We start from the raw sequence: 25,705 nt of genomic DNA on the forward strand, positions 1-25,705 counted from the left end.
TTGTATGTCCTTCCCGGGTGACGTCGCCGGTTGACCCGACCGGTCATCGGTCGTCGTGGGGACCGTTCCCCACGCGCCGCCATCCTGATGTTTGCGTCATCACCCCTCTTGCGGATCCAGGCCTGCAGGAGCGTCTGGGGACAACGATGTTCTATGGTTGGACAAGATTCGGCGCGTGTCAAGATGCCGTGCCATAATCATGGTGGCGTAAACATCCATGCTCGACGGCCGAGGGCGGTCTCACCGCGTCATGGTGCGGCCCGGAATCGGCCGTGTGATGTTCGTCACCTCACCCATCAACGGGGCCGGCGCCGGCCCCGGATGCAGGATCGGAGTCATTGTGGACACACAGCAGGACAGCCGGCGGATCGTTCCCGCGTGGAGCGCTCAGGAAGGCGCAGAGAGCGCCACCGCACTGTTCGAACGCACTTTCAGCCAGACCCCCGACGGAGTGTGGGCCTCACCGGGCCGGGTCAACATCATCGGCGAGCACACCGACTACAACGGCGGCCTGTGCCTGCCGATCGCACTGCCGCATCGCACCTATGTGGCGCTGCGTCGTCGCGATGACGCCGCGGTCAGGCTGGTCTCCTCCTTCGACGGCGAGGACCTGCGCTGGGACGGAGATCTCTCCCAGGTGCGACCCGGCGGGGTGAGGGGCTGGGTCGGATACACCGCCGGCATCGCCTGGGCGCTGGCCGGTGCCGGGCTCGAGGTCTCCGGATTCGACGCCGCCCTGGTCAGCTGCGTGCCCACCGCCGCCGGACTGTCCTCTTCGGCCGCCGTCGAGTGCGCCGTCGGGCTGGCCCTCGATGATGTCAACGGCCTCGGGCTCGCGGATTCCGACGAGGGCCGGGCGACGCTGGTCGATCTGGCCGTGCGCACCGAGAACGATCTGGTCGGGGCGCCCACCGGAGGCCTGGACCAGGCCGCCTCGCTGCGCACCGCGCAGGGGCAGGCCCTGCTGCTGGACTGTCAGGACGGCTCGACGCGCCAGGTGCCCTTCGACCTGGCCGCCGAGGGCCTCGAGCTGCTGGTGATCGACACCCGCGCCAAGCACAGCCACGCCACCGGCGGCTACGGACAGCGCCGGGCGACCTGCGAGGCCGCCGCGAGGACGCTCGGGATCGGCACCCTGCGCGAGATCACTGATCTCGACGCCGCTCTGGCGCGTCTGGGCGACGACGAGTCGGTACGCCGGGTGCGCCACGTCGTCACCGAGATCCACCGGGTCCAGGACTTCGTCGCGCTGGTCGACGCCGGCCGGCTCACCGAGGTCGGCCCCCTCATGAACGCCTCCCACGACTCGCTGCGCGACGACTACGAGGTCTCCTGTCCCGAACTGGACGTGGCGGTGGACGCCGCCCGCGGGGCCGGCGCCATCGGCGCCCGGATGACCGGGGGCGGTTTCGGCGGATGCGCCATCGCCCTGGTACGCGCCGGCGACCGGCAGGCGGTGGCCGATGCTGTGGTGACCGCCTACCGGGAGGCCCGTTTCAAGACCCCCCGGTTGTACGTCGTCACCCCTTCTGCGCCCGGCGGCCGGATCTCATGAACCGAGGTGGGATCGCCTCTCGGGGCGCCTCCCAGACCGACGTCGCCAGACTGGCCGGGGTCTCCCCGCAGACCGTCTCGCGGGTGGCCACCGGGGCCACGAATGTGCGCCCGGCCACCCGCAACCGGGTGCGTCGGGCGATGGAGGAGCTGGCATACGTTCCCAACGGCGCCGCCCGGGCCCTGCGGTACGGGCGGCACGGCTGCATCGGACTGGTCTTCACCGACTTCCTGCGTACCGGCGAGGCCCGCACCGCCCAGGCCGTCGCCGCGGCCGCCGCCGAGCGCGGGCTCGACGTCGTGCTGGCTCAGATCGGCCCGGGAGGTCCTCGCTTCAGGGAGGAGGAGATGGAGGCCCACTACCGGGACCTTCTCGAGCGCACCGCCCCCCTGGTCGACGGCTTCGTGGTCCAGGGGATCGAGCTGGAGCGGCCTCAGGAGCTGGCCGAGTCGGCCGCTCCGGTGGTGATGGCGTCGAGCCGCCAAGGGCCCTTCTCCACCGTCGGATGTGCTCAGGCCGAGGGGATCCGGGCGGCTGTCGAACATCTTCTGGAGCTGGGGCACCGCACCGTACACCTGATCAGCGGCCCCGAGATCTCTCTGCAGGCCCAGGACCGGTGCCAGGCCTGGCGGGACGTGCTGACGGCTCACGGCTGCCCGGTGCCCGCGCCGGCGGCGGGCGACTGGACGCCGGCGTCGGGCTACCGGGCCGCCGAGGCCCTGCTCTCCGACCCCGGCACCACGGCGGTGCTGGCGGCCAACGACGAGATGGCCGCCGGCTTCATGCGGGCCCTCCATGAGCGCGGCCTGAGGGTTCCCCAGGACGTCTCGGTGGTGGGATTCGACGACGTCGCGGCCGAACTGCTGTGGCCCAGGCTCACCACCGTCAGGCAGGACTTCGAAGGAATCGGGCGCCACCTCATCGCCGAACTCGCGGAACTCATGGAGCACCGTGACGAGCCGCGCCCGGCCGCCCATGTGCTGGTCTCCAGCCCGCTCGTGGTGCGGGAGAGCACCGCTGCCCCCGGACACTGACCCACCCGATCGACCGGGCCCCGGGGCGGGAACCTCCCCGGGGCTCAGCGCTGTTGAGTGACGGGGTGGTAGGCGCAGACATCGGTGACGGACTGGCTGACCGCCGACGAGCTGGCCGACGCCGAGGCGGAAGGAGTCGGGGCTGAGGTCGTCGGGGCGGCGGTCGCAGTCTTCTTCGCCGTCGCCTTGGGAGACGCCGAGGTGACGGGTTTGTTCTTGTTCGCCTTGTTGCCCGAGCTGGCGATCGTCTCCTTCACCTGTTTCCGGATGAGTCCGTAATCGGGATCATAGGGTTCGAAGCCGTTGCGGCCCTGGGTGAACAGCAGGCGATTGATATTACCATTGCGGATCTTCAGGGCCAGTGCGACGAAAGCCGGGAGCATCCCTTCGGGAATGTCCGACACCACCATCTCTCCCGATGCGGAGGCGATGGCCTCGAACTTGGTGAGGACTATCTGCGGGCTCACCTGGTCCAGGACCGCCTTGATGAGGCAGGACTGCCGTCCCATCCGGTCGTAGTCGGTGGATTCCGAACGGCTTCGCGCGTACCACATGGCGTTGTACCCGCTGAGGTGCTGGTTGGCGCCGACCTCGATGTACCCGGTAGGTGCCTTCCCTTCGGTGTTCCCGGCGATAGGGAGCCGTTCGTTGACGTTGACAGTGACCCCGCCGATGGCCTCGATGAACTTCTGGAGACCGTCGATGTCGAGCATCATGAAGTAATCGATCTCGAGTCCGAGAGCCTCTCCGACGCCCAGTTTCAAGGCATCCGCGCCTGGGTAGTCGGTGGCGCCCATGGCGTCCTTGTGCTCGTTCTCCACCGTCGTCCACAGGGCGTTGGCGAAGAAGTTCGAGTCGTCGCCGTGGCCGTTGCTGAATCCGTCGGGATAGATCTGATGGAGTTTGGACTTCTTGGGGAACGGGATGTTCGCCGTGTTGCGGGGGATCTGGATGATCGAGGTGTCACCGGTCTGGGTGTTGATGGAGGCCACCATCATGGTGTCGGTGTTCATCTCGCCCTGTTTGCGGTAATTGCGCGAGCCGGAGTCATCGCCCCCGACCAGCAGGACGTTGACCCGCGGCTTGTCCCGCCAGATCTCCTCGACGCTCCTGTTGGTGTCGATACTCGGCCGGGTTCCCGATCTGCGGTCCTTGAAGATACTGCTCAGAGCTGCCGCCTCATCATTGGCATATCGGGCGCCGACGGTCAGGGGAGCTGCGATGAGCAATGAGAGGGTTCCGACCAGCAGACTGCTGATCCAACGCTGGGCCCTGGTGATTCTCCTCGGTCGGATATCGATATGAGTGAAGACCAGAAGGCCGACCAGAATGGCGGCGCCGACCGGCATCGTCCAGGAGATGAGTCTGAGGAGGCGGGGCCGCACCGCGATGGAGGCGATGGTCGCGGGACTGGTGACGGCCTCGATGGTGAAGGCGGTGACGGCCACCAGGACCAGACCGACCAGGATCAGACCGAGGCGACGGTGTCGATGGACGCGGCTGTGCATGAGCCCGAGCCCCGGGATGATGGCCGCCAGCACCGTCCACATCGAAGCCCTGCGGAAGGCACCCCTGCGGGGGCGGCCGGGTTCGGATCTCAGTTTCTGCTCCTCGGCACCCTGTTCGGTATCGGCGTCCAGTGCAGCGTAGCGCCCCTCGTGGAAGGCGTTGGACCGCTCGGAGTGACGTGCCTTCTCCCGACCGGAGCGCCTGGACCCGCCGCCCGCAGCGGCGCCGCGCATCACGGTCCCGGTGGACTCGGCTGCGGAGCCGTCGACCGGTGTCGCCGCGGATGCGGTTCTCGCCCGAGCCGTGGAGGCGGCCGCCTTTGATCCGGTTGCGGTGGCGCCTGCTTCTGATCCAGCGATGGAGGCGGCTGCCGTGGTTCCCGCCACCGAGGCGGCAGCTGCGGTTCCGGGGCGTCGGCGGCGCGAGCTCCTCCGGCCGTCGGCCTCAGGGGCCTTCCCGGATGCCGCGGAGCGGGAGCTGGACCCGGGGCTGTCAGTGACGCGGTCGGGGGTGTCCGCGCTGTGGCGCCCCGCCTGCGTGCGGGAGACCGAGTGGCTCGCCGGGGCCGGGCGCCGATAGATGGAGTAGGCGTCGTCCGGGCTGTCGGCACTGCGTCTGGTCCCGGATGGGTTGGCGGTCGATGCGGAGCGGTCCTCGAAGTCCTGCGAGGCGGCGCGGCGGATCCGGGCGGCATCGCTGGCCGAGCTGGACAGCTGGTCACGGGTTCCGGAGTCGGTGGGCCGTGGCGTGGAGAACAGTCCGGAGAAGTGCCTGCCGGAGCTTGTGGGCGTCGGCGGGTCGGCGTCGGCTTCAGGGTGGTCCGGAGCCGGTCCGGGGCCGGGCTCCGCCGGCGGACGGGTCCGCTCGGCCTCCTCGGAGGCGTGGATCGCGGAATCCGAGAGCCCACGGCGCGGAGCGGCGTGACGAGCCCGTTGCAGCTCCGTGGGGTCTCCGTGCAGCTCGTCTCGGCGGAAGGAGTGGGTGTCCTCCATCGAGTCGGGCTCATCCATCCACCACGGTTGAGCGTGACGAGGACGACCGGTGTCGCCACCGGAGTGGTTGTCGGCCATGCTCGTCCTCTCGGTTCGGTGACTGTGCCCGTATGAAGAATGTGTCTGTGGCGTCGTCCCGCTCTCAGGTAGGTCGATCCTGAGAATCTCATGAAAATCCTGATCCATGGTAACCACGCATCCCGGGTCGACCACGAAGGAGCCCCGGTGGGTCCGTGGTCGGATGCGGGTGCCGTTGCCGATTGGTGGTCCGGCGGGGTTGCCGATATGCTGGCTCGGCGTACTTGGAGGTGTCGCCTAGTCAGGTCTATGGCGCCCGCCTGCTAAGCGGGTTTGGGGCTTCAACCCCATCGCGGGTTCAAATCCCGCCACCTCCGCCATGTCGCCCCCTCGACACCGAGGGGGCTTCTTCACATCCGGTGGTCCTTCCCTGGACGGTGCGCATGCGCATGCCCTCCCCGCGTGTCGGGCATGCGCCAGAGGTGCGTGCCCGACCGGAGGCCGGGGCGGGTGCGTCGGCGAACCAGGGCGATGACCGTCGCGATGTGCCTGGTATCCGGGCTCTCCGGGACCGATCATCGCCGATTTGGTGTCCGGGGTCGCAGGCGGTAAAGTCTGCGACTGCGCGAGGCGCAAGCACCCGTGGCTCAACGGATAGAGCATCTGACTACGGATCAGAAGGTTGGGGGTTCGAATCCCTCCGGGTGCGCAGGACAGGACCGGTGGTCGCGGAAGCGGCCGCCGGTTCTTCACGTCCGGGGATCTCATGCCGGCCTCTCAAAGGGTCTCAGTGGACGGCCTGCACCAGGGCCGGTGCGAGGACACCCGGGCTCGAGAACTGCGGCCAGTGGCCCGTTCCCAGCGTCACCACCTCGACGTCGGCGATCGCGTCGAACTCGGCGGCGGTGCCCGGCCAGGAGGCGAGTTCGGCCCGCAGCCCGTCGGCGTCCAGCCGCCCCATGAGAAGAGTGACCGGTATCTCGCGACGCCGTCCCGTGCTGTGGGAGATCGGATCGGTGGGCACATGGACCGGTATCGACCCGGTCGTCGCCTCGGTCCGGGAGCGGACGTCGGTGTCGAGATCTGCCGCGTCCTCGCCGAAGAAGTCCCAGCCGGGGAAGGGGATGACGCCGTCGACGGCCTCGAACTCGCTGATCGAGTCTCCCGGGGCCGGCGGAACCGTGTCGACGAAGACGACCCGGGCGACGGCGCCCGGTCTGGCGTCGGCTGCGGCCCACACCACATTCCCGCCCCCGGAATGGCCCACCAGCACCACCGGGCCATGGAGGGCGGCGGCGTCGATCTCGGCGACCACGGCGTCCACCCAGTCCTGGATGTGGATCGCGCCGGAGCGTGCTGCCGGCTGCCCGGTGCCGGGCATCGTGAGCGGGCGGGCCGTGTGGCCCGCGGCCTCGAGGGCGGGGATGACGGCCTGCCACGACGACGCGTCGAGCCACAGCCCCGGAACGAGAATGACCTGCATCCGCGAACCGTAGTCGCCGGCGGTGCCAGCCCGGTGCTGTTCCGGCGCCCGGACCCGCGGCCGATAACCTGACGACCGAGGTGAAAGGTTTCACAATCATGGCGTCGGCGAAGAAATTGGGACAGGCTCATCCGCAGGTCCTCGGTGCCCCTGTCCGGACCTACCGGCGGACCGGGGGATGGCCGGTGGTCCTGGCGATGGAGGGCGCACCGCTCATCATCGGCCTGGTGATCTGGGCCGCCTCCCCCGGAGGCTCCTGGACGCGGATCCTCCTGGGGTTGTGGCTGTACCTCATCACGCTGCCGCTGCACTGGTTCACGATGCTGCGCAACCGCATCGTGCTCCACGAGCACGGGATCTCCATCCACAGCGCCATGGGATCCCCGGACATCGCGCCCTACCATCAGCTGTACCCGCCGCTGGTGGCGACCTGGACCAACATCCGGGCGATCATGGCCGAGCGCGACAACGCCGACGGCTGGCGCCTCGAGGCGGGGATCAACCAGGTGTCGCGGTACGGCGTCACCTTCGTCCTCCGGTCCTCGCGCACCGTCGACACCAGGACCCTGGCCATCGCACCGGAGCCCATCGGCCCAGGGTTCAGCAACCATCTGGTGGTCTTCGACCTCAACTGTCACCCGCGGTACTTCATCGCTGATCTCCGGCGGCTCATGGCGGCCCAGGGGATCCCCGGCGCCGAACAGCTCGCAGCCACCGCTCTGCCACCCCAGACCCTCACCGGGCAGGCCGCCGACCGGTACCGCCAGATCCCCGGCGACGGCCTGGCAGGGGTCTTCGACCGTCCCACCGGCCCCGAGCAGCTTCCCGGCATCCCGCCCCGGCGGTGGGCTCTCTATCAGCGGATCTGGGCCGCCGACCCGATCACGGCCGAGCAGTCGGCGTTCTACAGGAAACAGTACGAGGAGTACGGGCAGGATCTGGCCCGGCGGTGGGCCCGGGTGCGCGACCAGTAGGTCGGAGTGTGGGGTCGCTCGCCGCGGGGCGGGCAGCCATCGGCCGGGCGGGCGGCGTCGCGGGAATACGCTGGGGCCATGCCAGCGATCTTCGCCCACCGTGGTGCCAACAAGAACAGTGGAGCCGACAAAGACCTCCCCGAGAACACCATGGCCGCCTTCGCCGCCGCGATCGAGGTGGGCGCCGACGGCATTGAACTCGACGTCCAGCTGACCCGTGACCGGAGAATCGTCGTGTGTCACGACGAGACCGTCGACCGGGTCAGCGACGGCCACGGCCTGGTCGTCGAGCACACCTTCGAGGAGCTGATGCGGCTCAACTTCGCGGCGAACTTGCCCGATCAGGAGCCCGCCCGCATCCCGTTGCTGGACGACGTCCTGGCGCTGCTGGCACCCACCGACCTGAGCCTGAACATCGAACTGAAGAACGGCGTCATCCGTTATGACCAGCTCGAGGAGAGCGTGGTCGACGCCGTGCATTCCCACCAGATGGCCGACCGGGTGGTGCTGAGCAGCTTCAACCACCGCAGCCTGGTGCACCTGTCGCAGATCGCGCCGGGCATCCGCCGCGGCGTGCTCTACTCCAACGATCTGGCCGATCCCTGGGACTACGCCACCCGCATCGGCGTCCAGGCCGTACACCCCTCCGGGCTGCTGCTGCGCGGACGCGACGACGTCCCGACATTCCACGCCGCCGGCCTGAGCGTGCGGGCCTGGACCCTCGACGAGCCCGACCAGATCCGCGAGGCCGCCCAGCTCGGCGTCGATGCCGTCATCACGAACGATCCGCAGGGTGCCCGAGCGGCCCTGGCCTGAGCCTCCTCTCCCAGAACGCGAGGATCGCCTCGAAGCGTCGACGCCGGTGCCAGGGGGTCCCTGAGCGCGTCAGCTCATGGTTCTCCCCGGGAAAGACCAGCAGCTCGGTCTGGACCCCGGCCATCTGGAGCCGGGCGTGGTACTCGAGCCCCTGTGAGAAGGGGGTGCGCAGATCCTGTTCGGAGTGGATCACCAGGGTGGGGGTCGTCACCTGTTCGGCGCACCGCATCGCCGACTGCGCCTCCTGCTCTGCGCGGGAGCCCCCGTTGTACTTCTGCGGGTAGTACCAGCCGATGTCGGAGGCCCCGACGAATGACGGCGGGTCGAGGTAGCCGCGCTCCACGATCGCCCCACGCCAGCGGTGCTCGCCCCACCGCCAGTCGTGACCGATGATCCATGCGGTGAGGTATCCGCCGTAGGACCCGCCCATGATGCCGAGGCGGTCGGCGTCCAGGTCCCGGCGCGAGGCCAGCGCGCCGTCCAGGAAGGCCATCACGTCGTCGGCGTCCACCTGGCCGAAGCGTCCGACGAGGGCGCGTGCATGATCCTGCCCGTAGCCCGACGAGCCGCGGGGATTGCAGGCCACGACGGCATAGCCGGCTCCGGTCAGCACCTGGAACTCGTCGAAGAAGCTGCTCGTGTACTGGGAGTGCGGGCCGCCGTGGATCATGAGGATCACCGGGTGGGGGCCCGGACCGGGCGGAGTGAGCACCCATCCGTGGACCGGCCCGCTCGCGGTGTCGACGGTGAGCTCCTCGGGGGCGACGACGCCGGTCGCCCGGCGCAGATCCGCGGCGAAGTCAGTGAGTATTCTCGCCCGGCCCCCCGAGACGATCGCCACCTCGCCGGGGGAGTCGGAGGTGGCCAGGGCGACCACGACGTCCTCGGATCCGGGGACCGCGGCCGCGCCGGTCACCACGGCGTCATCGTCCAGCAGGACGACGTCGCGGTCGGGGGATGCGCCGACCAGATGCAGGCGTCCCCGGCCGTGGAAATCGTCTGCGATCAGGACGCCTCCCGGAGCCGGGCTCATGGCGGTGGCCAGGCTGGTGCCGGCGTCGGTGAGCTCCCGCGCCGACGGGATCTCGGAGCCCTCCGGCGCGGGGCCGTCGAGGACGGCGACGCGGGGATTGACGGCCACCGAGGTGCCGTCGGGATCCCGCTCGACCGACATCACGAACACTCGCCCTTCGGAGATGGCGACGCCCTCGAAGGACCTCACCTCCCCCGGACGCCGTGGCAGGCTGTGCAGCTCGCCGGACTCGACGTCGATCCGCACGAGATCGCTCAGCAGGTCGGGGGAGCCGAGGCCCACCCCCACGCCCGTCTGCCGGCAGGCCAGCACCGAGGAGCCGTTCGCGAACACCGGGCAGGACCAGTCGGCATGGTCCTCGGTGAGCGCGCGCACCACGGCCGTGCCGGGCCGGCACCCGTCCTCCTGCCCCTCGGGCATTGGCTCTGCCGCCCGACCGACCGCGCGCACCGCGGGCTCGGCGTCCGGATCGGGGACCTCCAGCAGGAACACCTGCAGAGGACGGTCGGTGTACCAGCCGGGCACCAGGCCGTTGTGACGCAGGGTGAGGCCGGTCAGGTGGCGCGGGTCCTCATGATCGGCATCGACGCCGTTCATGGTGCCGTAGCGGCCCGGGTCGGGGACCCGGGCGGTGAGCACGATCCGCGTGGAGTCGGGCGACCAGGAGAACTCGTGCACCCCCTGCTTGAAGGAGGTGATGATCCACGGCTCCCCGCCCTCGGCCTCGACCAGGGCGAGCTGGGTGCGGTGACCGGGCAACCGCCTCAGGAAGGCGATGAGACGGCCGTCGGGGGAGACCCGGGGTGCGGTGTCGCAGAACCCGCGGGTGATCCGCGACGGCCCGACGGCGTCCCGCCCGCAGTCCGATGATGAGTCCAGCGGCACCCGCCACAGCTGGCCGATCCGGTCATCGACCTCCAGGCTGGGGTGGGTCGCCGAGACCACCGCCCATCGTCCGGAGGGATGCACCGACGGCGTCGAGACGGTGGACATCAGGGCGATCTGTTCGGGCCTCATGGCCCGACCCTAGTGGTTCGCCTCCGCCTCGAGCCGTCCTCAGGAGGATGGTCGGGGCGGCAGGTCGCGTTACCGTCGGACGCACGATCAGAGGAGGAACGATGACTCAGGCAACCAGCACTCAGATCCAGCTCGTCTCCCGTCCCGCGGGATGGCCGGTTCCACAGGATTTCCGCACGGTGACGGTCGATCTCCCGGCCCTGGCGCCGGGGCAGGTCCGGGTGCGCAACGATTTCATCTCGGTGGACCCCTACATGCGCGGGCGGATGAACGACGTCGAGTCCTACACCCCGCCCTTCGCTCTGGGAGAGACGATGACCGGTGGCGCGGTGGGCCGTGTCGTCGCCTCGACCTCGGACCAGTTCGGAGAGGGGGATCTCGTCGTCCACGCGCTGGGTTGGCGCGACCTCGCCCAGGGACCGGCCGAGTCTTTCAGCCCGGTGCAGGAGGTCCCCGGGGCTCCCGAATCGCTGTACCTGGGGCTCCTCGGGATGACGGGGCGCACCGCCTATGTGGGGCTGACCGCGGTGGCCGGACTTCGCCCCGGCGACACGGTTCTGGTCTCCGGAGCCGCCGGTGCGGTGGGCAGCGCCGCCGGACAGTTCGCCCGCCTGCTGGGCGCGAGCAAGGTGGTGGGCTCGGCCGGATCGGCGCGCAAGGTCGAGCTGCTGACCGGCCGGTACGGCCTCGACGCCGCCTTCAACTACAAGGACGCCCCGGTCCGTGAACAACTTCCCGCCGTCATCCCCGAGGGCGTCGACGTCTACTACGACAACGTGGGAGGCGACCACCTGGAGGCGGCCATCGACGTCATGAACCGCGACGGCCGGGCCGCGCTGTGCGGATCCATCTCCGGATACAACGCCGAGCATCCGGCGCCGGGCCCCGACAATCTCCACATGCTCACCACCAAGGGCCTGACGCTCAAGGGGTTCACCGTGGGCTTCTACCAGGATCGGTTCCCCGAGTTCCAGCAGAAGGCCCGCGAATGGTTCACCGCGGGCCGGCTGGTGTACGACGAGACAGTCGTCGACGGCCTGGATCGCGCCGTGGAGGGTTTTCTCGACATGATGGGCGGCGGGAACATCGGCAAAGCCCTGGTGAAGATCTGAGAACGGCCACGGCACGGATTGTCCACGCCGCGGCCGAGATCCGGCAGAACTCGTTCGGGGGGATCAGTCCCGCGACAGGATGATCGCGGCGTAGGGCGGCAGTACCAGGGTGGCCTGTGCCCCGAACCCGTCGAGGGGCTCGGCCACGGCCTCCACGTGGGCCGGCACCACCGCCCCGGTGAACAGGTCCGAGTAGGCCTTCGCATCGGTGTTGACCCGCGTCGTCCAGCTCCCGGCGGCCGGCATCGGGATCGTGTACTCGCCGTACAGGGAGTTGTTGAAATTGGCGGCCACCACGACGTCGTCCCCCGGCCCGCCCGCCGACCAGCGGTGGAAGGCGTAGACGTTGTTGTCGTCGTGGAGGTGCAGGGTCTGCGCGTACTGCCCGGTGAGGCCTTTGGTGGTGCCGTCGGTGTTGCGACGCAGGCCGATGAGGTCGGAGTAGAGCCGCACGATCCCGTGGAACTCGCGGTCCAGGTGCCAGTCCAGCGGCACGGTGTCGCGGAACCAGCCGTCGGTGAGGAACTCCTGGCCCTGGAAGATCATCGGGACGCCCGGAGCGGTGAACACCAGGGCCGCTCCCAGGGTGGAGCGCTTCTGGGCGAAGTAGCCGTCCGGATCCTCGGCGTCGATCTCCTCGGGCACCCGCGCCGACCCGTTGGCCACCTCGTCATGGGACTCGGTGTAGATCACCCGGGAGAAGGCGTCGCCGTAGCTGAACTCGACGGCGTCGCGCACCTGGCCCATGTCCCGGGAGGCGTCATCGGAGGCGATCACCGCGGCACGGACCGGGTGGACGAAGTGGTTGTCCCACTGGGCGTGGAAGGCCGCGCCGTCCTCTGCGGTCGAGACCACGGCGCCGTAGCCGTGGAGGTCCTCGGCGATGGTGAACCGCTCGGGGTATCTGGCGCGGATGTCGGTATTGATCCAGCGCTGCAGCGACCAGCCATCGGGGATGTTCGTCTCCCCGGCGTCGACGCTGCGCATGTACGGGGTCATGTCATAGCGCAGCCCGTCGGCGTGGAACTCGCCCAGCCACATCATCGCGTTGTCGTGGATGAACTGGCGCACCTGGCCGCGGCCGTAGTCGGGGCGGGTGTCGCCCCACGGGGTGGCCGATCGCCAGTCGTTGTAGAAGTAGATGCCGCCCTTGTCGTTCTCGCTCCAGCCGTCGAACTGCCACAGGTCCAGGTCGGAGGGGCCGAAGTGGTTGTAGACCACGTCGATGATCACGGCGATGCCGTGGGCGTGGGCGATCCGCACGAACTCGCGCAGCTTCTCGGGGCCGCCGTAGGCGCTCTCCACCGCGAAGATGTTCGCCGGGTTGTAGCCCCAGGAGTAGTCGCCGGCGAACTCGGCCAGGGGCATCAGCTCGACGGCGTTGACGCCCAGGTGGAGGAGGTGGCTCATCTTGTCCTCGATGGCGTCGAGGGTGGCGGGGCGCCCGTCGGAGGGATCGGCGTCGAAGAAGGTGCCGACATGCATCTCGTAGATGACCAGCTCGTTGAGGGTCGGCGGGGTGAATGACTCCCCCTGCCAGTCGAAGGCGGACGGGTCGGTGATGACGCCGTTACCGGTGGAGTTGGTGACCTGGCGGGCGTAGGGATCGATACGGCTGATGAGGCGGCCGTCGGCGGCGCGGATGACGAAGCGGTACTGCTGGCCGGTATGGGCCCCGGCGACCTCGCCGTACCAGAATCCGTCGCCCTCGGCGGCCAGGGTGTGCTCGGCGGTCGGGGGCTCCGGTGCGTCGGTCTTCGCGTCCTGGGGCTCGCCGCTGGGCAGGGCGTTCCAGTCGTCGAAGTCCCCGGTGACGTCGACGGCCTCTGCATGGGGCGCCCAGACCCGGAAGGCGACCCCGTCGCCGATGAGGATGGCCCCCATCCCCTTGGCGCGGGAGGTGGGATCCATCGGGTTCACCTCGGGCTGGTTCTCCTGCGGGCTGGCGTCGCTGGTCATCGGTGCTCCTGTCCGGGCCGACGGGACGTCTCGACGGTTCTCGCCGCCCGGTGCCCGTGTCGGCTGCTCTGATGGGATCTGCCAGCGATCGTAGCGATCCCGGAGGGAGCGGGGCGACATTCCGCCACGGAACTCCGCGGCGCCCCGGTCCGCGACGATGAGGACCGGCGGCCGGGATCGTGGCGCGCCTGCCGGTGGGCACCGGTCCTGAATCCCGGGATTCGCGGCTAGGCTCGCCGCATGTTCGACTCTGCGCCCCATCTGCCCGCGGCGGACCATCCCGAACTTCTGGGCGAGCCGGTCCGTGAACTCATCTCGCTGCTTCCCGACGCCGAGGTGTTCCGGATCGACCCGGCCCTGTCGGACACCGAGTCCTTGTGCCGCGAGTTCGGCGAACCCGAGTCCACCTGCGGCAACTGCGTCATCGTGCGAGGCCGCCGCGGCGAGATCAGCCGGACCGTCGCCTGCCTGGCGCTGGCCACCACCCGGGTCGACGTCAACAAGCTGGTCCGCAAGCGCCTCGACGTCCGCAAGGCCTCCTTCGCTCCGATGGACGAGGCCACCAGCGAGTCAGGCATGGAGTACGGGGCGATCACCCCGATCGGGTTGCCCCGGGAGTGGCCGATCTGGATCGACCCGGCGGTCGTCGCGGCCGACGAGGTGTGCATCGGCGCGGGGACCCGCTCGGCGAAACTCATCCTTCCTGGAAGGTCCCTGCTGGCCCTGCCGAACGTCGAGGTGGTCGAGGGGCTCGCCGCCTGATTCGCGGCATCCGTCGACGCCGCCCCGATGGCCGTTCGGGCGTCGCGGCTAGTCCAGCGTGGCGGTGGCTGTGACGATCCCGTCGGGTCGTCGGACCGCCAGAGCGCCGTCGTCGCCCTCGCCGAGGGTCATCACTCCCGGTGCCGTGGCCGTGGCGGTGAACCGGTAGGAGAAGGTACGGCCCGTGAAGCTGCGACCCCGGCGGGCGAACTCTCCGGCCAGCCACAGGGCCTGGAGGGGACCGTGGATCACCAGTCCGTCGTGACCGGCGCGGGCGCAGAAGGCCTTGTCCCAGTGGATCCGGTAGGGATTCGCGGTCAATCCCGAGAAGGCGACCAGCATCGGTTCCGTGACGCGGATCTGTCCCGGCGCCAGCGGATCGCGGGCCGGCCCCTGAGACTCCCTGAGGGCGACGTGGGAGGCGCCCGGATGCCGATCGGCACCGCCCTCCGACGACGGCGCGTTCCGGGTGAAGACGTAGTCCTGCTCGTCGATCAGCCGGGTCTCGCCGCGCTGGGTCCACACCGACTCCAGGGTCACGAAGCGCAACGGCCCACGCCGGCCCTGCTTGTCGGCGGTGCTGGACGTCCGGGTGGTGCGCGTCGTCGGGACGTCGAGTTCCAGCGGGGCTTTCGTGACCACCCGGCCACCGGCGAACATCCTTGTCATGCCGGGATTCGGGGTGATCGGGCCGCCGACCGGACAGCCGTCGTCATCGAGCCGGGCGGGGTCGACGGGATCGAGGAGGAGGCACCACTGCCAGCAGGGCGGGACGGTGCTGCCGGAGGTGCTGTTCGGGACGCCGACCGGCCGGGTGACTCCGGCGGCCGGGGGATCACCGCCGAGGAAGGTCGCCAGTGGCTCCAGATCCTCGGTGCGAAGGGCTGCCGAGCGTCGGCTCACTCCGCCAGGCCGTAGAGGCGGTCGCCCGCGTCTCCCAGACCGGGGACGATGTAGCCGTGCTCGTCGAGATGATCGTCGATGGCTGCGACCACCAGGTGGCAGGGCACGCCGAGATCGGCGACCAGCTTGCGGAACTTCTCGACCCCCTCGGGGGCGGCCAGCAGGCACAGGCACGTGATGTGGTCCGCGCCGCGGCGGACCAGGAATTCGACGGCCCCGCCCAGCGAACCGCCGGTGGCCAGCATCGGATCGAGCACGTAGCACTGGCGTCCGGTGAGGTCGTGGGGCAGCCGCTCCGCGTAGGTCATCGGCTGGAGGGTCTGCTCGTCGCGGGCCATGCCGACGAAACCGACCTCGGCGCTGGGCATCAGCCGCAGCATGCCCTCGAGCATGCCGAGACCGGCGCGCAGGATCGGCACCACCATCGGCTTGGGCCGCGACAGCGTGACGCCGGGGGCCTCGGAGATCGGGGTCTGGACAGTCGTCGGCTCGACGCGCACGTCACGGGTGGCTTCGTAAGCCAGCAGGGTGACGAGTTCGTCGGCCAGGCGCCGGAACTCCGGGCTCGGGGTGGCCGTCGAGCGCAGCAGGGTGAGCTTGTGGGAAACGAGCGGGTGATCCATGACGTGCAGTTCCACGCCCCCAACGATCCCACATCCTCCTGCCCCGTGCGCGATCCGGGTGCCGGTCGATGATCGTCGCGCAGCGTGACATGGCAGTGCCGCCGGCCGGTCGCGTCTCGCTGCCCCGGAAGTCTTCGGGGCCCCGGAACGGCCCCTCACAGGTGTGTTTCCCGAGAATTCGACTCCCCGGGACTGTGATCCCGATAGGTTCTCTGACACGATGGGAATCGTCCGGCTCGAGGAGGTCGTTGTGTGCCCGTTCAATGACGATGATGTGGATCGGTTCGGTGAGGATCGCGGGAACGACGACGCCGAGCGGGTCGATGGCGATACTGAGGCTCTCGACGACACTGATGACCTCGACGACACCGAGCAGCTCGATGCCGACACGGACTACGAGGATCTCGACGACGACACCGACTACGACGACGGTGAGGACTCCGACGACGATGACGACGACGATGACGACGACGAGGATGATGACGATGAGGAGGACGACGACGATCTCGACGATCTCGAGGACGCCGGAAGCGACGAGATAGACCTTGTCGTGGCCCTGTACCACGACGACGGGGAACGGATCGCCGTACCGCTGGACAGCGGGCTGGCCAATGATCTGGACGAGTTCATCACTCAGCTGCGCCGGATCCCCGGTGACGCCGGTGCGGTGGGCATGATCTCGATCGACCACCAGTTCTACGTCATCGTGCGGGTGCGCGGACGCAATGTGCAGGTCTTCCTGTCCGACGCCGTCCAGGGCAACGACTGGCCGGTCGCTCGCGACGTCGCCGACTACCTCGGCGAGGACATCCCCGATGCCGATGACGATTCCGAGGCGATCGGCGATTTCGACCTGCTCTCGGACGCCGGTATCAGCGAGTTCGACATGGAGGCCTTCGCCGATCTGGACGAGGACTCCGACGAGGTGCTCGGGCGGATCGCCCGCAGGATCAACTTCGGGCCCCAGTTCGACCGGGCTTCCTCGGCGTCCATCCGCTGATCGCCGGAACTGCCGTCGGCATGGCCGAGCGCGACGAGCGGAGCGGCACGGTGCGTGCGGGCGGACCCATGTCGGCCTGGCTCGTCGCCATGTCCCGAGCTCTTGAGCTGGGCGACGAGACGGCCGCGCGAGGCGACGTGCCTGTCGGCGCAGTGCTCCTGGCCCCGGACGGTTCGGTGCTGGCGGAGGCGGCCAACGAGCGCGAGCGGACCGGGGATCCGACCGCTCACGCCGAGGTTCTGGCGATCCGGCGGGCGGCCGCGGCGCTGCAGGGTGAATCCGACGGATGGCGGCTGGAGGGCTGCACCCTGGTCGTCACTCTGGAGCCCTGCACCATGTGCGCCGGGGCGATCGTCGCGTCGCGGATCGGCCGGCTGGTCTTCGGCGCCTTCGATCCGAAGGCCGGGGCGGTGGCCTCGCTGTGGGACGTCGTGCGCGACCCGCGGCTCAACCATCGCGTCGAGGTGCATTCCGGCGTGATGGCGCAGGAGGCATCGGCCCAGCTCACGGATTTCTTCGCCGCGAGACGGTGACCCCGGAACATCTCCTGGTCGTGGATCCCTGTACCGGTTCGCCAGGGGCGTCCTATACCGTGGGGCGGTGGCCACAGCGGGGAGGGAGACGGCGATGAGCCCGGCTCACGGCGTCGCGAGGCCTTCGATGCGTTGTCCCAGACCGGTGAACGGTCCTGTCAGGAGGGTCTGTGTCAGAAGTGACTGACGCCGAGGAGTCGTCGGTGCCCGAATCGAAGGCGTCGACCCAGGCAGATCCGGGCCCGGCATCTGGAAAGCCGCCCCGGTTCCCGAGGCTGCATTCCTTCCTGGCGCGGCATGAGTTCCTCACCTCCGTCATGAAGGTGATGTCGGGCACCGGCTTGGCGCAGCTGGTCGCCGCGCTGGGCACGCTCTATGTGACCCACCACATCGATCCCACCGAATGGGGCCTCTACGGCGCGGTCATGTCGGCCGCTCAGTTCATCATCCCGGTGGCCGCCCTGCGCTACGACATGGCGATCGTGCTGCCCCGCGAGGACGGCGAGGCCAAGCGGATCTTCCGGATGGCCACCATGATCAACGCCGTCATCTCGATCCTGTCGATGCTCGTGATGATCCCGCTGGGCGGGGTGCTGGCGAATGCGCTGGACCATCCCGAGGCCCGATGGTGGATGCTCGGTGTCGGCCCGATCATCTTCACCTACGGCGAGGTCTACGTCGTCAACTACTGGGCCAACCGGCGCAAGCAGTTCGGCGTCATCGGCACCAATGCGGTGTGGAACCAGTCCGTCACCGTGGCCGGACGGATCGCCTCCTGCCTGGTGGGCTTCGGGGCGCTGGGCCAGCTGATCGCGACCTTCCTGGGCGAGGTGGCCGCCCTCAACAACTTCCGCACCCGGCTCGGTCCCGACATCCGCAGCATGGAGGAGAACCGGATACCGTTCCGGCTCCTCATGCGCAAGTACCGCAAGCTGCCGCTGCTCACCGCCCCCAACGCGATCGTCGACGCCGTCCGCCAGCAGGGCGTCAACATGATGATCCTGTTCAAGTTCAGCCCGGCGACCTACGGCAAGTTCAACATCGCCTGGGTGCTCATGCAGATCCCGTCGACCGTCATCAACCAGGCCCTGTCCCAGGTGTTCTTCCAGAAGCTCTCGGTGACCGACGCCGGCCACATGTTCAAGGCCGTCAAGCAGTCGGTGATCCGATCCTTCCTGATCGGCATCGTGCCCTTCGCCCTGCTGTACTTCCTCATCCCACCGGTGCTGCCGGTGCTGCTGGGCGACAAGTTCGCGCAGTCGGCGCCGATCGCGGTGGCCCTGGTGCCGTGGCTGTTCGTGAACTTCATCACCTCGCCTGTCTCGAACATGTTCATCGTCACCCGCAACAACGGCATCGCGCTGGCCTTCGCGATCGTCTACGCCGTCGTCCCGCTGGGCTACCTGAGTCTGGTCAACGCGTCGATCGAGGCGACGATCTACGGGATGTCGCTGGTGATGGCGCTGCTGCTGGCGATCTACATCATCCTGGCCCTCATCACCGCCAAGCGTTTCGACAACAAGTACCGGGACAAGAGTGCGGACCTCATCGCCGCCGAGGAGGCTGGGATCGTGGCCAAGGAGGACGAGGACTGAGTTGTCGGGGCGGAGGCCGACCCCTGCACCCCCAGGGCGGTGGCTCTACGCGAGGTCGGGTCTGCGGCGCGGGCCCCGGGGGGATGGATTTTGCCGCGAACCGCCCGGTTCGGTACCTTATGTAGCGGTGACGTGTCTGAGCGGCCGAAAGTGCCCGCCTCGAAAGCGGGTGTAGCGAGAGCTACCGAGGGTTCAAATCCCTCCGTCACCGCCACTCTGAAATCCCCGTTGACCAGGCATAACAGCCCCAGTCAGCGGGGATTTCGCACGTTCTGGCGCCACGCTCCACTAGGGTGTTCACGAACCGGATCGGTGTGGATCCGGCACGTACCCGGCGCGCAGATGGGGGTCTCCATGGCGACGATGCGACGGTTCGGACATGCCGGCGAGCTCCCGGAGACACGGATGCCTGATTCTCAGCGACCGGGCCCGGACGAGGCCCGGACCACTCTCAATCGGACCGGGCAGCTGCCTCGGGAGACAGCTGAGCCGGCGAGCCGCCCGGTCTGGGTCGACGGGCTCTTCACCCTGATCATCGGGGCCGGGGTCGGGATCGCCACGTCCGACCAGCCGGGTCTTCGCCTCGCCGGGCTGGTCGTCGTGGCGGTGGGCTGCGTCATGATGGGCGTGGCGAGCAGGCACCTCGGGGGCCGCCATGGGCGTGTTCTGGATCAGAGATCGATCGGCAGCGGGTTCCTGCGCTTCATACCGATGTGGGCAGTGGTGTTCGGCCTGGTCATTGTCCGGCCGGACGCCGACTGGCAGCCCTGGTACGCCATCGGGACCGGCCTCGTGGTGGCGGTGGTGGGGTTCGGCTATCTGCGGTGGGACGAGCGGTACCAGATGCGTCGACTCGCCGCCGATGACTACGACCGGAATGACGTGGTGTGAGCCGATAACCACATGGTGTGAGCCGATCAGTCGCGGTCCGGTCCGGCGAGCCCACCGGGCGACGGATCTGACAACCCGCCACCATTCACCAGGGCAGCACCGGCCGCTGACGGTCCCGCCGGCGGCCGATGCACGGCACCGGGCCCTCAGGCCCCGACCATCTTGTTCGACTTCGTGCGGTTGCAGCGCCAGCACAGCGTCTGCAGGTTCTCCTCGGTGGACATACCTCCCCTGGACACCGGCACGATGTGGTCCACCTCCAGCAGCAGGTGCGGCTCGTCGTCGAGTGAGACCGCGCAGTACTGACAGGTGTAGGCGTCACGCCTCTTGATCTCCTCGCGGAACCGGGCGGTCATGAGGGCGCGCTGCCCGGCGGCGCTCCGACGACGGCGGATCCGCCCCGACAACTCCTCGATGAGACGGTCGATCGTCCGGGTGTCGAGCTTCACAGTGGTCCGCTGTGAACTGTTGCCGCCGGCGCTGACGTACTCGAAGACGTATTCGGGGTGCGGCACTGTGATCGGCGACAGCTGGACGCCGACCCGCTCGGTGAACTGCTTCGAGTAGTGCTTGAGGATGAACTTCGGCGGATTGAACTCCCCGGTGATGTCGGCCTCCCTCGTCTTGAGGTTGTCGACGGCATTCCCGAGCCGTGACATGGTCTCGCCCAGCTTCTCCACCTGCGTGAGCCCCTCATCGGTCGCCTCGACCCTGAAGTACTTGATGAGGTATTTCAGCGGGTCGGCGGATGCATTGCGGACCACCTGGAGGGAGCAGTTGTGGACGTTGACGGCCTGGTAATGGGCGACATTGCGATCCCTGCGGTACCCGTGTCGGCTGGTGTTCTCGAATATGGCCAGATCCGACTGGGACCCCGTCCCGGAAGTGCCCAGCCCGAACTGTCCGCCGGCGCGGATCTCAGCAGCATAGGCGGCGATCTCGTTGTGCTCGGTGACGACCGAGGACAGCTCCTTGAGGTGGGTCTGGAACACCTCACCGGCGAAGTACCGCTTCATCCGGACGTGGCGCACCACCCTGACCGTGATCCAGATCGCCAGGATTGCGACGGCGATGTACCAGAAGGTCACCGCGAGCCACAGCATCACCGCTATGGCGAGGAGACCGAGGACGAACTGCACGAGTGTCACCTTTCAGACAGGAGGGGACCACTGTCGTGTTCGGCGTGGTGGTCCGCTCGACGAGGCACCTCGGAATCAGGACCATCGGTTCGCGCTGCGGCAGACGCTGCCGTTGGCGCGCTGACGGACCTGAAGGGTGTCACGTTCAGATGGTGACAGTGGCCACTGACAGTCTTTCCAACGGAAGGGACAACCTCTCCACGCTCGCGCGAGCGCTCGCTCCTTCCCGAACGGGCGGGCGCCCCCGGTGCCTCAGGCCAGTGCCTCAGGCCAGTGCCTCAGGGCAGCACGGGCAGGTGATGCCGCACTACCAGGTCGCGGCCCGGCGGCACCCCTTGGAGCTCGGCGTCCAGCAGATCGGCGGCGTGCGAGGCGATCGGCCGGCCCTCCGAGGTGGCGTAGGCCACCACTCCGAGCCCCGAGTCCAGATGCCAGCGCATATTCGCCGAGAAGCCGGGAAGCCCGCCCGAATGCTGGGCGATCGGCCCGAATCGCGAATCGTGCTCGATGAACAGCCCCAGCCCGTAGCCCGAGGCGTCATCGCGCGGCGACACCCACCTTCCCCCGATCGACGGGATCGGCGTGTGAATCCGTGTAGCGGGTGGAGTCCAGCCCCAGCGGCTCGAGGATCTCGCGATTCAGGAAGGTCTCGTAGCGCTCCCCGGAGACGATCTCCAGGATCATCGAGGCCACCGTGAAGGCCACATTCGAGTACTGGTAGGTCTGCCCGGGAGGTTCGGTGAACTGGAACCCCTTGCGCAGCAGGGTGATGAACTCGGCGCGGGGAAGGTCGAGATTGTGATCCGACCAGCCGTTGTCCTCCGGCAGCCCCGAGCAGTTGCTCAGCAGCATCTTGACGGTGACGACGTCGGTCGACGGGGCGTCGAAGTCACCGGAGGCGGCCGAGGCGAAGGCGATCACTCCTGAGCGGTCGTACACCGCGGCGGCTCAGGTGGGCGCACTGATCGATCACCCCGCCACGGCGGCCTGCGATGGCCCGCCGGGGTGGTTACGCAATTGTTTGTATCGCGACATATGGCGGAAACGGCGGCGCGGGAGCAGGCTCCCGGCCGACCACCGGGCTGCCTCAGCCCAGCCCGTTGGCCTTCAGCCAGTCCTGGGCGACCGTCGAGGCATCCTGCTTGTCGATCACCACCTTCTCCACCAGCTTCTGCACGACTGGGGTGGTGAGCTTCGCCGAGACGGCGTCGAGGGCCTTCGTGGCCTTCGGCGAGGCCTTCGAGGCCGTCATCACCGGGACGATGTTCTGGGCACCGAAGAGATTCTTGGGGTCATTGAGGACGACGAAATCGTTCGCCGCGATATTCGGGTCGGTGGAGAACAGATTGGCCACCTGCACCTGGCCGTTCTTGAGCGCCTGAACGGTGAGGGGCCCGGCCTCATCGAGGGGCTTGAACTGCTTGAAGGTGAGGCCGTACTCCCGCTTGAGACCCGTGACGCCGTCCACCCGGGTCTTGAACTCGGGCGGAGCCCCCAGCACCATGCCGGAGGCGCTCGACGACAGGTCGGAGATGGACTTCAGCTTCTTCTGCTGCGCGGTCGCTCTGGTGACGACCATCGAGTCCTTGTTCTGCGCCGGGGCAGGGGCGAGCGCTGTCAGACCTGTGGGCAGGGCCTTCCTGAGTGACGCCTCGGCGGTCTTCGGGTCACTGATGGACGCCGACTTGTCGAAGTACCGTGCCAGGTTGCCGGTGTACTCGGGGATGAGATTGATCTCGCCCTTCTTCAGCGCCGGAATATAGGTCTCCCGGGAGGCGATGTCGAGCTTCGTGGACGCCTTCATGCCCTGGTGGGTGAGCGCCCCGGCATAGATGTCGGCGAGCAGCTCATTCTCGGGGAAGTTCGCCGAGCCGACGACGATGCTGTCCGCAGCGGCAGAGCTCGAGGCCGAGTCCCCTGCGAGGGGATCCGACGAGGATCCGCAGCCGGCGATCGCCACGGTACTGATGAGTGCCAGTGCTGCGGCCAGGATTCTTCGAGATGTGCGGGTTGACATGTGATCGACCTCCCGGGTCGGGTGTTGCTCGTCGGTATCGGTGCCTCATCGGAGACGCTCCCTCAGCGGTAACGGTCCCGGGGCCGATCCTCATCCCGACGACCGTGATCTCTCACCCGGCCTGGTCGTGAGTTCTCAGGCCGGGGGACAGGGTCAGGCGTTGAGCCCATGCCAGCAGCAGATCGACAGCCAGCGCGAGCAGGGCCACCAGTACCGCGCCACCGGCCATCATCCCGTAGTCGCGAGAGCCCAGTCCGAGCTGGAGGAAGTATCCCAGCCCGCCCAGCCCGACGTAGGCGGCCAGTATGGCGGTGGCGATCACCTGAAGGGCGGCAGAGCGCACGCCGCTGAAGATCAGGGGAAGGGCGCAGGGCACCTCCACTCGGGCCAGCACCTGGCCGGGGGTCATCCCCATGCCGCGGGCGGCGTCCCGTGCGTCGGCCGGCACGGCGTCGATCCCCGAATAGGTGCCGGCCAGGATCGGCGGGGCGGCCAGGATGACCAGCACCAGGACAGCCGGCACCTGGAACGCGGAGTCGCCGTGCAGACGGGGACCGATCACCAGGACGGCGGCGAAGAGCAGGCCCAGGGTGGGCACGGCCCGCATCCCGTTGACCAGATTGACGGTCACCACGCGGCCCCGGCCGGTGTGGCCGATCCACAGGCCCAGCGGGACGCCGATCGCAGCCGCGATGAGCAGGGCGATCCCCGAGTAGACCAGGTGCTCCGCGACCCGCGCCCAGACGCCGTCGGGTCCGGCCCAGTTGACCGGATCGGCGAGCCATTCCCACAGCAGGTTCATGACGTCCTCCGGTGTGTCCACGGCGTCGCCAGCCGCGTCGCCGCCACGATGACGGCATCGAAGGCCAGGGCGAGGGCGATGCAGGCGACCAGCCCGACGGCGATCTCTGTGACGAAGCTGCGGTTGAACCCATCGGTGAACAGGGATCCGAGCTGAGGTACGCCGATGAGCGCCGCCACTGAGACGATCGACACATTGCTCACCGCGGCCACCCGCATCCCGGCCGCGATGGCGGGGGTGGCCAGTGGCAGTTCGACGGTGAGGAAGCGCCGCAGCGGACCGATGCCCATCGCCAGCGCGGCGCTGCTGACGCCGGGAGGCACCGACCCCAGCGCGTCGGCGACGGTGCGCACCATGAGCGCCAGCGTGTAGAGGCTCAGTGCCACCACGACATTGGCGGGGTCGAGGATCCCGGTGCCCAGGATCAGCGGCATCAGGATGAACAGGGCGAGGCTGGGGATGGTGAACAGCAGTCCGGCCCCGGCGACCATGGGGGTGTAGAGGGCGCGATGACGCCGTGCCAGCCATCCGAGCGGCAGGGCCGCCACGACGCCGATGAGCAGGGGGAGCGCGGCCAGCCCGGCGTGGTGGCCGAGCAGGCCCCAGATCTGGTCGGTGTGGGACAGGAACCAGCTCATGAGGCCGGTCCCCCGCCCTGCTCGGGATCGATCGCGGCAAGCACATCCCTGGCGAGGACCGTGCCGAGCAGTGCGCCGTCCTCGTCGACGAGGACCCCGCGCCGGGCAGGCGAGGACAGGGCGGCGTCCAGAGCGGCCCGCAGGGACCCGTCCGCGCGCGCCACGGTGCCGCCCCGGTGCAGGTCTGTGCGCTCCACCCGGCCGTGGAGGGATTCCGGGCGGATCCAGCCCAGCGGCGCCCCCTGCTCGTCGACGACCAGCAGCCAGGACTGATCCTGGTCGGCCGCGACCCGCTGTGCCTCCTCGGCCCCGGCGCCGAGGACGACGGTCGGCTCGTGGGCCAGCGGGAGCTCGGGGGCGGGGGCGAATCCGAGCCGCTGGTATCCGCGATCGCGCCCCAGGAAGTCGGCCACGAAGTCGTCGGCCGGATCGGCCAGCAGATGGTCGGGGGTGTCGAGCTGGGCCAGAGTGCCACCGGGTCGCAGCACCGCGACCTCGTCTCCCAGCCGGATCGCCTCGTCGATGTCGTGGGTGACCAGGACGATGGTCTTGCCCAGCTCGGCCTGCAGCCGCAGGAACTCGTTCTGCAGCTGCGCGCGGACCTGCGGGTCGACGGCGCTGAAGGGCTCGTCCATCAGCATCACCGGCGGATCGGCCGCCAGAGCCCGCGCCACCCCGACGCGCTGCTGCTGGCCGCCCGACAACTGGGCGGGGTAGCGCCCTGCCAGACCGGCGTCCAGGCCCATCCGTTCCAGCAGCTCCATGGCGTCCGCGCGGGCCTGACGCCGGCTGCTCCCCAGGAGCCGCGGGACGGTGGCGATGTTGTCGACGACGGTGCGGTGGGGGAACAGCCCGCCGCTCTGGATGACGTAGCCGATCCCGCGCCGCAACTCATCGGGGTTCAGGGCGGAGACGTCCGTCCCGTCGATGGCGATCGATCCCGAGCTCGGTTCGATCATCCGGTTGATCATCCTCAATGACGTCGTCTTCCCGCAGCCGGAGGGCCCCACCAGCACGGTGATCCGGCCGGTCGGGGCGTCCAGGGAGAGGCCGTCGACCGCACGGGTGCCGTCGGCATAGACCTTCACCACCTCGGTGAAACGGATCATCGGCAACCTCCTGCGGGAGCGGCATCGGGGTACGCCACCAGTCCACACTCTTGCACGGCTCACCCAGGAAGGGGGGCGACCCCCTTGCAACCTTCGTAGCGGCGGCACCTCCGTGGATCGAGTCAGCGTCGCGGGCCTCGCGCTGCGGTTCGGGTCCGCGTCCGCGTACCGGCCTCTGAACCACCTGTTAG

Annotated in this window: 22 protein-coding genes, 3 tRNA genes and 1 pseudogene; 13 read left to right on the forward strand and 13 right to left on the reverse strand. The window is 68.9% G+C overall.

Translation table 11 applies throughout. The annotated features are described in order from the left end of the window. The first annotated feature begins 274 nt into the window (after nt 1-274). Both galK and JS278_RS02055 read left to right on the forward strand, forming a co-directional pair. On the forward strand, nt 275-1,555 hold the full coding sequence (galK, locus tag JS278_RS02050) for a galactokinase (RefSeq protein ID WP_245935257.1): 1,281 nt from the start codon (nt 275-277) through the stop codon (nt 1,553-1,555). Then, a complete protein-coding gene (locus JS278_RS02055; RefSeq protein ID WP_114043742.1) occupies nt 1,552-2,589 on the forward strand; it encodes a LacI family DNA-binding transcriptional regulator in 1,038 nt (345 codons plus the stop codon). Before galK ends, JS278_RS02055 begins: the two co-directional genes overlap by 4 nt. Before the next feature lie 44 nt (nt 2,590-2,633). On the opposite strand, the gene JS278_RS02060 is transcribed toward JS278_RS02055, so the two are convergent. Further along, a complete protein-coding gene (locus tag JS278_RS02060) occupies nt 2,634-3,974 on the reverse strand; it encodes an LCP family protein (RefSeq protein WP_425451486.1) in 1,341 nt (446 codons plus the stop codon). A gap of 1,420 nt (nt 3,975-5,394) precedes the next feature. On the opposite strand from JS278_RS02060, the gene JS278_RS02065 reads away from it, so the two are divergent. Together JS278_RS02065 and JS278_RS02070 are read left to right on the forward strand one after the other, a co-directional pair. Further along, nucleotides 5,395-5,488: transfer RNA gene (locus tag JS278_RS02065), tRNA-Ser, on the forward strand. Between the two features lie 256 nt (nt 5,489-5,744). Further along, a tRNA-Arg gene (locus tag JS278_RS02070) sits at nt 5,745-5,817 on the forward strand. Nucleotides 5,818-5,895: 78 nt separating this feature from the next. Here the strand turns inward: JS278_RS02070 and JS278_RS02075 are convergent. Then, nucleotides 5,896-6,591, reverse strand: a complete 696-nt coding sequence (locus JS278_RS02075) for an alpha/beta fold hydrolase (protein ID WP_114043743.1) — start codon at nt 6,589-6,591, stop codon at nt 5,896-5,898. A gap of 98 nt (nt 6,592-6,689) precedes the next feature. Between JS278_RS02075 and JS278_RS02080 the strand changes: the two genes are divergently transcribed. Further along, on the forward strand, nt 6,690-7,565 hold the full coding sequence (locus tag JS278_RS02080; protein ID WP_114043744.1) for a hypothetical protein: 876 nt from the start codon (nt 6,690-6,692) through the stop codon (nt 7,563-7,565). A gap of 78 nt (nt 7,566-7,643) precedes the next feature. Continuing rightward, nucleotides 7,644-8,381 carry a glycerophosphodiester phosphodiesterase family protein gene (locus JS278_RS02085; RefSeq protein ID WP_114043745.1) on the forward strand — a complete coding sequence of 246 codons (738 nt, stop codon included), beginning with the start codon at nt 7,644-7,646 and terminating at the stop codon, nt 8,379-8,381. Here the strand turns inward: JS278_RS02085 and JS278_RS02090 are convergent. Further along, nucleotides 8,341-10,431 (reverse strand): prolyl oligopeptidase family serine peptidase, encoded by a 2,091-nt coding sequence (locus JS278_RS02090; protein ID WP_114043746.1) that lies wholly within the window; start codon nt 10,429-10,431, stop codon nt 8,341-8,343. The two genes, JS278_RS02085 and JS278_RS02090, sit on opposite strands and share 41 nt — an antisense overlap. 101 nt (nt 10,432-10,532) lie before the next feature. Here JS278_RS02090 and JS278_RS02095 point away from each other — a divergent pair, with 101 nt between their 5' ends. Further along, nucleotides 10,533-11,543, forward strand: a complete 1,011-nt coding sequence (locus JS278_RS02095) for an NADP-dependent oxidoreductase (protein WP_114043747.1) — start codon at nt 10,533-10,535, stop codon at nt 11,541-11,543. 63 nt (nt 11,544-11,606) lie between these two features. Here the strand turns inward: JS278_RS02095 and JS278_RS02100 are convergent, their stop codons facing one another. Further along, nucleotides 11,607-13,502 carry an alpha-amylase family glycosyl hydrolase gene (locus tag JS278_RS02100; protein ID WP_114043748.1) on the reverse strand — a complete coding sequence of 632 codons (1,896 nt, stop codon included), beginning with the start codon at nt 13,500-13,502 and terminating at the stop codon, nt 11,607-11,609. 240 nt (nt 13,503-13,742) lie between these two features. On the opposite strand from JS278_RS02100, the gene JS278_RS02105 reads away from it, so the two are divergent. Next, on the forward strand, nt 13,743-14,264 hold the full coding sequence (locus JS278_RS02105) for a YbaK/EbsC family protein (RefSeq protein WP_114043749.1): 522 nt from the start codon (nt 13,743-13,745) through the stop codon (nt 14,262-14,264). A gap of 48 nt (nt 14,265-14,312) precedes the next feature. Here the strand turns inward: JS278_RS02105 and JS278_RS02110 are convergent, their stop codons facing one another. Both JS278_RS02110 and upp read right to left on the reverse strand, forming a co-directional pair. Further along, nucleotides 14,313-15,167 carry an HTD2 family dehydratase gene (locus JS278_RS02110; RefSeq protein ID WP_114043750.1) on the reverse strand — a complete coding sequence of 285 codons (855 nt, stop codon included), beginning with the start codon at nt 15,165-15,167 and terminating at the stop codon, nt 14,313-14,315. Beyond that, nucleotides 15,164-15,790 carry a uracil phosphoribosyltransferase gene (gene upp / locus JS278_RS02115; RefSeq protein ID WP_114046063.1) on the reverse strand — a complete coding sequence of 209 codons (627 nt, stop codon included), beginning with the start codon at nt 15,788-15,790 and terminating at the stop codon, nt 15,164-15,166. The genes JS278_RS02110 and upp overlap by 4 nt, the downstream gene beginning before the upstream one ends. A gap of 220 nt (nt 15,791-16,010) precedes the next feature. Here upp and JS278_RS02120 point away from each other — a divergent pair, with 220 nt between their 5' ends. From JS278_RS02120 to JS278_RS02140, 5 genes are all read left to right on the forward strand, one after another. Then, nucleotides 16,011-16,790, forward strand: a complete 780-nt coding sequence (locus JS278_RS02120) for a tRNA adenosine deaminase-associated protein (RefSeq protein WP_114043751.1) — start codon at nt 16,011-16,013, stop codon at nt 16,788-16,790. An 89-nt stretch (nt 16,791-16,879) separates the two neighbouring features. After that, the gene (tadA, locus tag JS278_RS02125; RefSeq protein ID WP_114046064.1) at nt 16,880-17,323 is read left to right on the forward strand and encodes a tRNA adenosine(34) deaminase TadA; all 444 of its coding nucleotides are present in this window, start codon (nt 16,880-16,882) and stop codon (nt 17,321-17,323) included. 170 nt (nt 17,324-17,493) lie between these two features. Further along, nucleotides 17,494-18,918: a lipopolysaccharide biosynthesis protein gene (locus tag JS278_RS02130; RefSeq protein WP_425451458.1), complete on the forward strand. Its 1,425-nt coding sequence runs from the start codon at nt 17,494-17,496 to the stop codon at nt 18,916-18,918. 126 nt (nt 18,919-19,044) lie between these two features. Continuing rightward, a tRNA-Ser gene (locus JS278_RS02135) sits at nt 19,045-19,132 on the forward strand. Nucleotides 19,133-19,323: 191 nt separating this feature from the next. Next, nucleotides 19,324-19,809 (forward strand): hypothetical protein, encoded by a 486-nt coding sequence (locus tag JS278_RS02140; protein ID WP_147243126.1) that lies wholly within the window; start codon nt 19,324-19,326, stop codon nt 19,807-19,809. A 146-nt stretch (nt 19,810-19,955) separates the two neighbouring features. Here the strand turns inward: JS278_RS02140 and JS278_RS02145 are convergent, their stop codons facing one another. The 7 genes and pseudogenes from JS278_RS02145 to JS278_RS16735 all read right to left on the reverse strand — a co-directional run. Beyond that, on the reverse strand, nt 19,956-20,948 hold the full coding sequence (locus JS278_RS02145; protein WP_220150020.1) for an HNH endonuclease: 993 nt from the start codon (nt 20,946-20,948) through the stop codon (nt 19,956-19,958). Nucleotides 20,949-21,226: 278 nt separating this feature from the next. Then, on the reverse strand, nt 21,227-21,502 hold the full coding sequence (locus JS278_RS02150) for a hypothetical protein (RefSeq protein WP_114043753.1): 276 nt from the start codon (nt 21,500-21,502) through the stop codon (nt 21,227-21,229). Then, on the reverse strand, nt 21,486-21,887 hold the full coding sequence (locus JS278_RS02155) for a serine hydrolase domain-containing protein (RefSeq protein ID WP_114043754.1): 402 nt from the start codon (nt 21,885-21,887) through the stop codon (nt 21,486-21,488). Before JS278_RS02155 ends, JS278_RS02150 begins: the two co-directional genes overlap by 17 nt. A 148-nt stretch (nt 21,888-22,035) precedes the next feature. Beyond that, entirely contained in the window at nt 22,036-22,965 is a 930-nt protein-coding gene (locus tag JS278_RS02160) for an ABC transporter substrate-binding protein (protein ID WP_114043755.1), read from the reverse strand. 112 nt (nt 22,966-23,077) lie between these two features. Beyond that, complete coding sequence (locus tag JS278_RS02165; protein ID WP_245935171.1) at nt 23,078-23,788, reverse strand: ABC transporter permease; 711 nt, start codon at nt 23,786-23,788, stop codon at nt 23,078-23,080. Continuing rightward, nucleotides 23,764-24,405, reverse strand: coding sequence for an ABC transporter permease (locus JS278_RS02170; protein WP_114043757.1), 642 nt, complete (start codon nt 24,403-24,405; stop codon nt 23,764-23,766). Before JS278_RS02170 ends, JS278_RS02165 begins: the two co-directional genes overlap by 25 nt. Nucleotides 24,406-24,791: 386 nt before the next feature. Then, a pseudogene (locus JS278_RS16735) lies at nt 24,792-25,514 on the reverse strand (ABC transporter ATP-binding protein); the annotation flags it as partial. Nucleotides 25,515-25,705: the final 191 nt, after the last annotated feature.

The organism is Acidipropionibacterium virtanenii, assembly GCF_003325455.1.
GTDB classification, from domain to species: domain Bacteria; phylum Actinomycetota; class Actinomycetes; order Propionibacteriales; family Propionibacteriaceae; genus Acidipropionibacterium; species Acidipropionibacterium virtanenii.